This is a genomic window from Micromonospora sp. NPDC049903, from assembly GCF_044460945.1.
In the GTDB taxonomy this organism is placed as follows: domain Bacteria; phylum Actinomycetota; class Actinomycetes; order Mycobacteriales; family Micromonosporaceae; genus Micromonospora.
This window is the reverse complement of sequence record NZ_JBITKL010000001.1, coordinates 1,088,394-1,099,636: the sequence shown is the minus strand read 5'-3', so window position 1 is coordinate 1,099,636 and position 11,243 is coordinate 1,088,394. Positions and strand designations below refer to the sequence as shown.

General features: G+C 71.5%; 9 protein-coding genes. 6 read left to right on the top strand and 3 right to left on the bottom strand.

What is annotated here, in order from left to right; translation table 11 throughout:
* Nucleotides 1–271: 271 nt before the first annotated feature.
* Together ACIBO1_RS04745 and ACIBO1_RS04740 are read right to left on the bottom strand one after the other, a co-directional pair.
* On the bottom strand, nt 272–835 hold the full coding sequence (locus tag ACIBO1_RS04745; protein ID WP_396741430.1) for a YbjQ family protein: 564 nt from the start codon (nt 833–835) through the stop codon (nt 272–274).
* A gap of 23 nt (nt 836–858) precedes the next feature.
* Complete coding sequence (locus tag ACIBO1_RS04740; protein WP_396741428.1) at nt 859–1,539, bottom strand: S1 family peptidase; 681 nt, start codon at nt 1,537–1,539, stop codon at nt 859–861.
* 453 nt (nt 1,540–1,992) lie between these two features.
* Here ACIBO1_RS04740 and purS point away from each other — a divergent pair, with 453 nt between their 5' ends.
* The 4 genes from purS (at nt 1,993) to ACIBO1_RS04720 (ending at nt 6,604) form a co-directional block, all read left to right on the top strand.
* A complete protein-coding gene (purS, locus tag ACIBO1_RS04735) occupies nt 1,993–2,256 on the top strand; it encodes a phosphoribosylformylglycinamidine synthase subunit PurS (RefSeq protein ID WP_131051412.1) in 264 nt (87 codons plus the stop codon).
* Nucleotides 2,253–2,936 (top strand): phosphoribosylformylglycinamidine synthase subunit PurQ, encoded by a 684-nt coding sequence (gene purQ, locus ACIBO1_RS04730; protein ID WP_396741426.1) that lies wholly within the window; start codon nt 2,253–2,255, stop codon nt 2,934–2,936. The genes purS and purQ overlap by 4 nt, the downstream gene beginning before the upstream one ends.
* 67 nt (nt 2,937–3,003) lie before the next feature.
* Complete coding sequence (gene purL, locus ACIBO1_RS04725; protein ID WP_396741424.1) at nt 3,004–5,847, top strand: phosphoribosylformylglycinamidine synthase subunit PurL; 2,844 nt, start codon at nt 3,004–3,006, stop codon at nt 5,845–5,847.
* Nucleotides 5,848–5,851: 4 nt separating this feature from the next.
* Complete coding sequence (locus ACIBO1_RS04720; RefSeq protein WP_396741530.1) at nt 5,852–6,604, top strand: 2-phosphosulfolactate phosphatase; 753 nt, start codon at nt 5,852–5,854, stop codon at nt 6,602–6,604.
* A 142-nt stretch (nt 6,605–6,746) separates the two neighbouring features.
* Here the strand turns inward: ACIBO1_RS04720 and ACIBO1_RS04715 are convergent, their stop codons facing one another.
* On the bottom strand, nt 6,747–8,942 hold the full coding sequence (locus tag ACIBO1_RS04715) for a carboxypeptidase regulatory-like domain-containing protein (protein ID WP_396741422.1): 2,196 nt from the start codon (nt 8,940–8,942) through the stop codon (nt 6,747–6,749).
* A 228-nt stretch (nt 8,943–9,170) separates the two neighbouring features.
* On the opposite strand from ACIBO1_RS04715, the gene ACIBO1_RS04710 reads away from it, so the two are divergent.
* Both ACIBO1_RS04710 and purF read left to right on the top strand, forming a co-directional pair.
* Nucleotides 9,171–9,503: a sterol carrier family protein gene (locus ACIBO1_RS04710; protein WP_396741528.1), complete on the top strand. Its 333-nt coding sequence runs from the start codon at nt 9,171–9,173 to the stop codon at nt 9,501–9,503.
* Between the two features lie 163 nt (nt 9,504–9,666).
* On the top strand, nt 9,667–11,223 hold the full coding sequence (gene purF, locus ACIBO1_RS04705) for an amidophosphoribosyltransferase (RefSeq protein ID WP_396741420.1): 1,557 nt from the start codon (nt 9,667–9,669) through the stop codon (nt 11,221–11,223).
* Nucleotides 11,224–11,243: the final 20 nt, after the last annotated feature.

Here is an 11,243-nt window from a genome sequence, read left to right as displayed (position 1 = left end):
CTGCACGCGATGCTTCGCACCGCGACGCCTTACCAGCACAAACCTGCAGAAAAGCTGGCCCTCGCCGCTTGACGGAACCCATAGGGACACCCCCCCGCACCCCACTGCCTCCCCACCCCCACCCCACCTCCCACCCCCCCGACGTCGGGTTGATCAAGAAGTTCTGGTCACCGAGGAGTACTCCAGAGGGCCAAAACTCCTTGATCAACGCCAGCGGGCCGGGCCGGGCCGGGGTGGGTGGGGTGGGAGTGGGGTTGGTGGGGTGGGTGGGTTAGTCGCGGGTGGGGGTTTCGGCGGCGGAGCTGAGGTTGGGGGCGCTTGCGGGTTCGGCGATGCCGCCCGGGGACTGGGCGAAGGACGGGTCCTGGGCGGTCTCGGCTGCGACGAGGGGCTGGTCCGGCGGCATGACGTCGGGCACCGTCGGTGCCACGATCACGGCGGTGCCGTAGGCGCAGATCTCCATCCACATCTCGCCGCAGTCCCGGCTGTCGAACCGCATCCCGACGACCGCGTTCGCGCCGAGCCGCCGGGCCTCCTCGCCGAGCCGCGCCACCGAGTCGGTACGCCAGCGGGTGAGGTTGTCCGGGGCCGACGGGTCGTACGCGCCACCACGGAGGTTCTTCACCCCCTCGCGATAGGGGTTGCGGGTCCTGGCCATGGAGGAGACCACCTCGCCGAGGATCTGGCGGATCTCGTAGCCGGGAAGTTGGTCCGTCGTCACGACCAGCACGTTTCTGATGCTGGCAGTCGATGCGGGTCGACAACGTGAGGGTTGTTCACCTGATCGGATGCTGAAAAACGACGCGGCGCGGACGGCGGGCGCGTAGCCCACCATCCGCGCCGACCGGGCGCTAACCGTCAGACACCGGCCACCGAGGTGATCCAGGCCCGGTTGAACGCGACACTGCCGTAGTTCTGGATGTTCACGCCGTCGGCCGTCGAGGCGACGCCGACCTGCGCGCCGTTGTAGAACTGCGGGCCGCCCGAGTCGCCCCGCCAGGCGTTGCCGTTGACCCGGGTGCTCCGGATCGCCTGCCCGCCGTACGCGTCCGAGACGTTGGTGCTGGTCACCCGCACCGACGCGGTCTTGAGTTGGGGAGAGGCCGCGCAGCCGCTGTAGCAGGTCCGGCCCCAGCCGTAGATCGAGTTGGTGGAGTTGACCGGAGGGTTGCTGCTGGCCAGCGTGACGTAGCTGGTGCTCACTGCGCTGGAGAGCCGCATCAGGGCCAGGTCGTAGCGACCGTAGGTGGCGCTGACCGTGCGGGTGACGCCGCCGGAGGTGAGGTACACGCTGCCCACCCGGACGGACATGTTGCTGCCGATGCAGTGCTGGGCGGTGAGCACCCACTGGGGCGCGATGATCGTGCCGGAGCAGGTGAACGAGCCGTTGCTGAACACCGCTGCCGCCCACGGCGCCGAGGAGACGGTGCTGCCGCCGATGATGTACGGGCTGACGGGGGAGGCGACGGCGCCGGAGCTGGCGCCGACGACGCCAACCATGGCTGTGGCGAAGGCCACGATCAGGGATCGGATGCGCATCGGTAGGGCTCCTTCGGGGTTCGGTGACCCGGGTTGGCCGAGTCGGTCTGCGCTGGCGGGAGGGGGTGAACCGCCACCGCGACGTCCATGAATCGACGTCTGACGATGTACCGTAGGGCCCGGTGAGGTGTTTCACAAGAGGTTCATCGAAACAATCGGATGTAACAGTCGGATTCCCCGACGTCGAGGAGAGGAGGTGCCGGAACGGGCCGATCGGTGCCCGGTCTCCGCCCGAGGAGGGGTGAAACCCGCCCGGACCGGGCCACCCGGCAACGAACCAGTATCGAGACTGCAACGAACCCGTATCGGTCCCGAAGGCCCCACGCGGGTGCGGTCGGACACCGCCCGGACCGCGTCCGGCCGGTGCGTCTGGCGCTGTATCTGCCAGGTAGGCTGGCTGCGCTCGCCCGTTGTGGGTCGGCACCCAACTGCGTACACAGTCAGGAGTGCCCAGTGCCTCGCGTCGTCGTCGACGTCATGCTCAAGCCCGAGATCCTCGATCCTCAGGGCCAGGCCGTCGCAAACGCGCTGCCCCGGCTCGGCGTCAACGACGTCGCCTCGGTACGGATCGGCAGGCGGATCGAGATCGACTTCACCGGTGAACCGGACCTGGACCGGGCCCGGGAGATCGCCGACAAGTTGCTCGCCAACCCGGTCATCGAGGACTTCACCGTCCACCTGGTCGAGGCCGACGAAGCCGCGGACGCCCGCTCGTGACCGCCCGGGTCGGTGTGGTGACGTTCCCCGGCTCGCTCGACGACGGGGACGCGGCCCGGGCCGTCCGGATCGCCGGCGCGGAGCCGGTCCGCCTCTGGCACGGGGACGCGGAGCTGCACGGGGTGGACGCGGTCGTCCTGCCCGGCGGCTTCTCCTACGGTGACTACCTGCGGTGCGGTGCCATCGCCCGGTTCGCCCCGGTGATGGAGAAGATCATCGACGCCGCAGCCGGTGGCCTGCCGGTGCTCGGCATCTGCAATGGCTTCCAGATCCTCTGCGAGGCGCACCTGCTGCCCGGCGCGCTCACCCGCAACCAGCACCTGCACTTCCGCAACCGGGACCAGGTCCTGCGGATCGAGACGACCGGTACGGCCTGGACGAACGCGTTCCAGCCCGGCCAGGAGGTGCTGATCCCGGTCAAGAACGGCGAGGGTTGCTACGTCGCCGACCCGGCGACGCTGGACGAGCTGGAGGCCGAAGGTCGGGTCGTGGCCCGGTACCTCGGCGGCAACCCGAACGGGTCGCAGCGCGACATCGCCGCGATCACCAACCCCGCCGGCAACGTGGTCGGCATCATGCCGCATCCCGAGCACGCGGTGGAGGCGCTCACCGGCCCCTCCCTCGACGGCCTCGGCTTCTTCACCTCGGTGCTCAAGCACCTGGTGGGGACGCCGGCGTGACCGTCGGCTGCGGGATCAACGGTCAGCTCACCCGCCTTCCCGGCGGCGAGCGCAACGAGGAGATGTCATGACCACGCATCCGGACCCGGTACGGGAGACCCCGGAGGCATTCCCGGCCGCGCCGGTCCAGTCGACCCCGGCTGCCGCCGCGCCCTCGGCCGCCGTGCCCCGGCACGCCGCCGCGCAGGAGGCCACCGACTGGACCGGCGGGGTGGACACCGTCCCGGCCGCCGACGGCAGCCCGGACGAGCTTCAGCCGTACGCCGAGCTCGGGCTCCGCGACGACGAGTACGACCGCATCCGGCACATCCTTGGCCGCCGGCCGACCCAGTCCGAGCTGGCGATGTACTCGATCATGTGGAGCGAGCACTGCTCCTATAAGTCGAGCAAGGTCCACCTGCGGCAGTTCGGCGAGAAGGCTCCGCCCAGCGACCGGCTGCTGGCCGGCATCGGTGAGAACGCCGGTGTGGTGCAGATCTCCGACGAGCTGGCGGTGACCTTCAAGGTCGAGTCGCACAACCACCCGAGCTTCGTCGAGCCGTACCAGGGTGCCGCCACCGGCGTCGGCGGCATCGTCCGCGACATCCTGGCCATGGGTGCCCGCCCGGTGGCGGTGATGGACCCGCTGCGCTTCGGTGCCGCCGACCACCCCGACACCGCCCGGGTGCTGCCCGGCGTGGTGGCCGGCGTCGGCGGGTACGGCAACTGCCTCGGCCTGCCCAACATCGGCGGTGAGGTGGTCTTCGACCCCTGCTACCAGGGCAACCCGCTGGTCAACGCGCTCTGCCTCGGCGTCCTGCCGGTCAGCCGCCTGCAGAACAAGGCCGCCGTCGGCCCCGGCAACGTCGTGGTGCTGATGGGCGCCAAGACCGGCCGGGACGGCATCGGTGGTGTCTCCGTCCTGGCCAGCGCCACCTTCAGCGAGGGCAGTGAGAAGCGTCGCCCGTCGGTGCAGGTCGGTGACCCGTTCATCGAGAAGCTGCTGATCGAGGCGTGCCTGGAGCTGTACGACGCCCAGCTCGTCGCCGGCATCCAGGACCTCGGCGGTGCCGGGCTGACCTGCGCGCTCACCGAGACCGCCGCGGCGGCCGGCACCGGCATGCGGGTCTGGCTGGAGCGGGTGCCGCTGCGTGAGCCGTCGATGGAGCCGCACGAGATCCTGGCCAGCGAGTCGCAGGAGCGGATGCTTCTGGTCGTCGAGCCGGACAAGCTCGACGCGGTGCTCAAGACCTGCGAGAAGTGGGGCGTGCTGGCCACCGCCATCGGCGAGGTCACCGCACCGCAGCCGGACGGCCAGCCCGGCCGCCTGCTGATCACCTGGCGGGACCACCTGGTGGTCGACGTGCCGCCGGGTTCGCTGGTGGACGACGGCCCGGTCTACGCCCGCCCGATGCGGGAGCCGGCGGACCTGATCCTGCTCCAGGCCGACCGGGCCGAGACGCTGCCCCGGCCGAGCGACCCGGACGCGCTGCGCGAGACCCTGCTGCGCATGATCGCCTCGCCGAACCTGGCCGACAAGACCTGGGTCACCGAGCAGTACGACCGGTACGTGCTGGGTAACACCGTGCTCGCCCAGCCGGAGGACTCGGGCGTGATCCGGATCGACGAGCGGACCGGCCTGGGCGTGGCGCTCTCGGTGGACGGCAACGGCCGGTACGCCCGGCTCGACCCGTACCACGGTGCCAAGTTGGCGCTGGCCGAGGCGTTCCGCAACGTCGCGGTCACCGGTGCGACGCCGATCGCGGTCACCGACTGCCTGAACTTCGGCTCGCCGGAGGACCCGGGCGTGATGTGGCAGTTCGCCGAGGCGGTACGCGGCCTGGCGGACGGTTGCGCCGAGCTGGGCATCCCGGTGACCGGCGGCAACGTCAGCTTCTACAACCAGACCGGTGCGGCGGCCATCCACCCCACTCCGGTCGTCGGCGTGCTCGGCGTGCTGGAGAACGTGGCCGAACGGGTGGCGTCCGGCTTCGTCGCGCGCACCAACAACGACCACGACCAGCTCTTCCTGCTCGGCGAGACGCACGTGGAGCTCTCCGGCTCGGAATGGGCCTGGGTCACCCACGAGCACCTCGGCGGCGTACCCCCGCAGGTCGACCTGGCGCGGGAGAAGCAGCTCGCCGGGCTGCTGGCCGCCGCCGCCCGGGTCGGTCACCTCAGCTCCGCGCACGACCTCTCCGACGGCGGTCTCGCGCAGAGCCTGGTGGAGTCCTGCCTTCGGCACAACGTCGGCGCGCGGATCGCGGTGCCGGAGCGGTTCGAGGGCGGCTCGATGCCGTTCGTCTTCCTGTTCAGCGAGTCCGCCGGCCGGGTGCTGGTCTCGGTGCCGCGCGGGCACGAGAAGGCGTTCACCGCGCTCTGCGCCGAGCACGGCGTGCCGTGGGAGCTGATCGGGGTCACCGACTCCACCGCCGCTGCGCTCGAGGTGCACGGCCAGTTCCGGGTCGAGTTGGACGAGCTGCGCGAGGCGCACACCGGCACCCTTCCGAAGATCTTCGGGGGCGTACAGCAGTTCGAGGTGACCGCACCGGAGGCCGTCGCGACGCCGGCCCAGGCCGACGTCGCCCCGACTGCCGAGACCGCCGAGGCGGCTCCGGTCGCCGAGGTGGCACCGCCCGCCGACGCGACGTCGGAGACCGCCGATGTGGTGGACGAGGTGGCGGTGGCGGACGAGGTGCCGGCGACCGACAGTCCGGTCGCCGCATCCGAGGTGCCGGCGACGACGGGTGCCGAGACCGAGGACGAGACCGCGACGGTGGCCGAGCGCCCGGCCGACCGGGCGACGCCGCCGGTCCGGGCGACCGCTGCCGGTGAGACGTCGACGGCCGGGGACGCTCTGGCCGACGGGCCCGGGGCCGAGGCTCCGCAGTCCGGTGCCACCGAGCAGCCTGCCGCGTCCGACGAGCGCTGAGGCGGTGGCCTCGGCCGTCTTCGCCCAACCCGGATCGGGAGCCCGGTTCGACTGGGGCCTCGCGGGAGCTGCCGAACTCGGCCGGGTCTGCGCGGCACTGGTGGTGGTGGACGTGTTGTCGTTCACCACCACCGTCGAGGTGGCCGTCGGGCGGGGGATGCGCGTGCACCCGTTCCCCTGGGGCGCCCAGGCTGCCGACTACGCACAGCGGATCGGCGCGGTGGTCGCCACCGGTCGCCGACAGACCGCGCAACATCCGTGGTCGCTGTCGCCGGCCGCGCTGAGCCGGGCACCGTTCGTCGCCGAGTTGGTGCTGCCCTCCCCGAACGGGTCGGCCATCAGCGCCGCCGCCAGCGCCACCGGTCTGCCGGTGGTGGCGGCCAACCTGCGTAACGCCCGCGCCGTCGGGAGCTGGCTGCTACGCCAGGGGTACGGCTCGACCACCGACCCGATCGGGGTGGTCGCCGCCGGAGAGCAGTGGCCGGACGGTTCGCTGAGGCCGGCGGTGGAGGACCAACTCGGCGCGGCCTGCGTACTGGACGCCATCTCCGCAGTGCCGGGTGGCCTCTCGGTGGAGGCGGCCATGGCGCTCGCCGCGCTGGCGAGCACGCCGGACGTACCTGCGGCGGTCCGGGGCTGCGTGTCCGGTCGCGAGCTGATCGAGGCCGGTTTCACCGACGACGTCGAGATCGCGGTCCGGGTCGGCGACTCCGATGTGGTCCCCCTGCTGCGACAGGGCGTCTTCTCCGCCGCCTGACCGCGTCCCGTCCGGTCACACGTCCCGTCCGGTCACAGCGGACACCGCGAGCGGTCCACCGACGACAAGAGCCGCGAACCTTCCGGTCCGCGGCTCTTGTCGTCGGTGCTCGCGCCTCAGGACGACGCGTACGGGGTGTGGATCAGTCGTCCATCCAGTCCAGCCGACGTCCGCCCCGCTCCTGCCCCGGGGTGTCCGACCGACCGCGACCGGTCTGCGCCGGGTCGCCGTAGTAGCCGCCACCCTGCTGTTGTTGCTGCTGCTCGTAGCTGTCCTCGTAGCCACCGCGCTGGCGTGGCGGTTCCTGGCCGTAGCCCCCGCCCTGGCCGTAGCCACCCTGCTCGTAGGCGTTGTCGTAGCCACCGCGCTGCTGCGGCGGCTCCTGGCCGTAACCGCCGCCCTGGCCGTAGCCGCCCGGGGCGTAACCGGTGGGCTCGCTGTAGTTGTCGTAGCCACCGCGCTGCTGCGGCGGCTCCTGGCCGTAGCCTCCGGGCTCGTTGTAGCCGCCGGTCGGCTCCGCGCCGTGGCCGTAGCCGCCGGTCGGCTCGCCCCGACCGTAGCCCCGGTTGGCGTCGCCGCCGCCCTGGCCGTAGCCATCGGGTTCGCCCTGGCCGTAGCCGCCGGTCGGGTCACCCTGGCCGTAGCCCCGGTTGGCGTCGCCGCCGCCCTGGCCGTAACCGCCGGGTTCGCCCTGGCCGTAGCCGCCGGTCGGATCACCCTGGCCGTAGCCCCGGTTGGCGTCGCCGCCGCCCTGGCCGTAACCGCCGGACTCGCCCCGGCCGTAGCCGCCGGTCGGGTCACCCTGGCCGTAGCCCTGGCCGCCCTCCGGCTGGTAGACACCGGTCGCGTACGGGTCGGCGGGCGCCGGATAGCGGGTGTCCTCACCCTGGTAACGCCCGGTCGGCTCGTCGAACCGCTCGCCGTAGCCGGCTCCACCGCCACCGGCCGGCGGGTACTCGGACCCACCGCCGCCCGCACCGTAGTCACGACTGCCGTAACCGCCACCCGAGGACGGGCTGTTGCCGTAGCCACCGCCCGACGAGGGGGCATTGCCGTATCCGCTGCCGGAGGACGGGGCGTTGCCGTAGCCCGGGCCGCCGCCGTAGCCGCCGCCCTGCTCTTCGCCGTAACCGCCCGACCAGGCCTGTCCCGACCCGCCCGCCGCGCCGTACGGCTGCGGAGGCGCACCGTACGGGTCCGGCGGGACGTCGTCGACCACCGGCTGGTGCATCATCGTCGGCGCGTTGGCCAGCCCGGGACCGCCCACCATGGTCGGGTCCGGGGTGGAGCCCACCCGATTCACCACCCGGGTCTGGTCGTCCGCCCCGGCGAACGAGCCTCGGGCTGCGGGAACCGCACCGGCCGGCGCCCCACCGACGGGCTCACCGTCGGGATCGGCGTCCTCGTTCTCCTTGCGCTTCATCCAGAGCAGCACGATCGTGCCGACACCGATGGCCACGAAGAGACCACCGAGCAGGATCAGCAGCCAGTTGCCGAAGCCGCCGGAGCTCTCGTTGGCCGCCGGGGCCTGGGCGGCGGGAGTGTCGCCGGGCGGCGTCTCCGGATCGTCGGTGGCGTCGTCCGCGAACGGGTCCTCGGTCGGCTCCGCCGACACAGTCTCCGAGGGGGTGGCGCTCGGGCTGGCCGAGGACTCGATGGCGAGGGTGATCCGCCGTCCGTTGATCTGCTGGCCCGCGTTGGCGGTGAAGCTCACCGTGGCCCGGATGTCGTCCTTGCTCGCGCCGATGTCGATCCGACCGGGCGCGATCGGGTTGCCACTGTTGCCGGTGAAGCGGAAGTTGCCGTTGCCGTCGCTGGTGGTGTCCCGCTGACGGCCGGCGCTGTCCACCAGCAGCACATACGCGTTCGGCACCGCGTCACCTGACCGCGCCACGACCTTGCCCGCAATGGACCGCACGGTCTGCGGTGCCTGCGAGGTGGGCGGGGGGTTGGGCCCGCGTACCGTCATGTCGCGCTCGTCGCCGCCCTGGTCGCCGCCGGCCCGGGCGGAGACCCGCACCCGACCGGAGCGCTCCTGGCCGGCCGCCACGTCGCCCGCGACCAGGTTGACCGTGATCGACACCTCTTCGTTGGGACCGATCACGCGCGCGGGGATGTTGCAGTCACCCTGGCAGCTCAGCCCGTTGAAGGTGCCGACGGAGATGCTGAACGGGGTCGGCAACTCGTTGTTGTTCTTGACGCGGAACGTCATCGACGTCTGCTGACCGGCCTGGAGAGTGCCGTTCGGCAGGTTGGTGATCTGGACGTCCGGGTTCGCGGCGAGTGCGGGTGTGGCGGGGGCGGCGAGTAAGGCACCGACAATCAGCGCTACGACCACACCGGCCCGCTTTTGCCAGGCTCGTCGGTGTGTTGACACGTCCACCGCCTTCCGGACTGACCTCCTCGTACCGGCGAGCGCCGGCCGAAGGAACATCACGGTACGAATACGCCGTCGGCAACTATGCCTTGTCGGGGCGGATCGGCGCGACCCAGGGCCATCGTGACGCGCCGGGCAGCCGCGCCGTATCGTCCCGTCGTGTCCTCTCCGTACATTAAGTCCACCGCAGTGGCCGCGGCGCTGTCGGCGCTCGACGAGGGACGCGCGCCCGAACGGCCGGTGCTCCGAGCGGCGGTCAGGGCCCTGTTGGCCACCCTCGCGGAGCGCGCCCCCGGCCGATCGGTGGAGGTGCGTGTCCCACCTTACGGTGCAGTTCAGTGTGTTCCGGGTCCGCGACACACCCGCGGTACTCCTCCGAACACGGTGGAGATGGATCCACAGACCTGGGTCGCGCTCGCCGCCGGGAGGCTCGACTGGGAGCGTGCCGTCACGGAGGGTCGCGTACGGGCGAGTGGCACGCGAGCGGATCTGTCCGCGTACCTGCCGCTCGAACTGGAGTGACGCCTGTGGCGCGATGACACTGCGGCGTATCAGTGTGACTGTATGTGGCGACATGGATTCGCGTACACTGTCAGGCGACGACAGTGTGGTTCCGGCCGATGCAGCGCGGAGCGGCCCCGGTGGCTCCGCCAGGCCAGTCCAGACCAGCAAGAGGGAGCGGCAGGTGCCCCGAGGCGACGGCCGGCTGAGCCACGACCTTGATCCCCAACGACCAGGCCCCCAGGACGCGTGCGGCGTCTTCGGCGTCTGGGCGCCCGGGGAGGAGGTCGCCAACCTGACCTACTTCGGGCTGTACGCGTTACAGCACCGGGGCCAGGAGGCAGCCGGGATAGCGGTCAGCGACGGCTCCGGAGTGGTGGTCTACAAGGATCTCGGCCTGGTCGCCCAGGTCTTCGACGAGCCGACGTTGGCGAGCCTGCGCGGGCACGTCGCCATCGGCCACACCCGATACTCGACCACCGGTGCCTCGACCTGGGAGAACGCCCAGCCGACCATCCGGGCCACCAGCTCGGGCACCACGATCGCGCTGGCCCACAACGGCAACCTAATCAACACCGCCGATCTCCAGCGTGAGGTCGCCGAGCGTGGTCTGGGCACCGACGGCTCGACCAACGACACCTCGCTGGTCACCATGCTGCTGGCCAGCCGCCCGGATCTCTCCGTCGAGGCCGCCGCGCTGGAGGTGCTGCCGCAGTTGCGGGGCGCGTTCAGCTTCGCCTTCATGGACGAGTCGACGCTGTACGCCGCCCGTGACCCGCACGGGGTGCGTCCGCTGGTGCTCGGCCGCCTGGAACGGGGCTGGGTGGTGGCCAGCGAGACCGCGGCGCTGGACATCGTCGGTGCGAGCGTGGTCCGTGAGGTCGAGCCCGGTGAGCTGATCGCGATCGACGCCGAGGGGCTGCGGTCCAACCGGTTCGCCGCGCCCGAGCCCAAGGGCTGCCTCTTCGAGTACGTCTACATCGCGCGTCCGGACGCCACCATCGCCGGGCGCAACGTGCACTCGGCACGGGTGCAGATCGGCCGCCAGTTGGCCAAGGAGCACCCGGTCGAGGCGGACATGGTCATCCCGGTGCCCGAGTCGGGCACGCCGGCTGCCATCGGCTACGCCGAGGAGTCCGGCATCACCTACGGCGCCGGCCTGATGAAGAACCCGTACGTCGGGCGCACCTTCATCCAGCCGTCGCAGACCCTGCGTCAACTCGGTATCCGGCTCAAGCTCAACCCGCTGCGCGAGAACGTACGCGGCAAGCGCCTGGTCGTGGTCGACGACTCGATCGTCCGGGGTAACACCCAGCGCGCGATCGTCCGGATGCTCCGCGAGGCCGGCGCGGTGGAGGTGCACGTCCGCATCTCCTCACCGCCGGTCTCCTGGCCCTGTTTCTACGGCATCGACTTCGCCACCCGCGCCGAGCTGCTCGCCAACGGCCTCGACAACGAGGGCATCCGGCGGTCGATCGGCGCTGACACGTTGGGCTACGTCTCGCTGCCCGGTCTGATCGCCGCGACCGAGCAGCCGAAGACCCGGCTGTGTCGGGCCTGCTTCGACGGGGAGTACCCGATCGAGCTGCCCGTCGGCAACCTGATCGGCAAGCACGTGCTCGAAGGGATCAGCCGCCGGGTCGCGAACCGCGTCGACGACGATGTCGACGCCGGTGAGCAGGCCGGCACGACGACGCCCCGGACCGACGTGACGATGTCGGCGACCACACACCGCCCATAGCACCATCCGGCTGCGGCGTC

What these genes read in the sequence shown, in the direction of transcription:
- ACIBO1_RS04745 (WP_396741430.1), bottom strand. Translation starts at nt 835, where the DNA reads ATGGTGGGCTACGCGCCCGCCGTCCGCGCCGCGTCGTTTTTCAGCATC.
- purL (WP_396741424.1), top strand. Translation starts at nt 3,004, where the DNA reads ATGACCACGCATCCGGACCCGGTACGGGAGACCCCGGAGGCATTCCCG.
- ACIBO1_RS04740 (WP_396741428.1), bottom strand. Translation starts at nt 1,539, where the DNA reads ATGCGCATCCGATCCCTGATCGTGGCCTTCGCCACAGCCATGGTTGGC.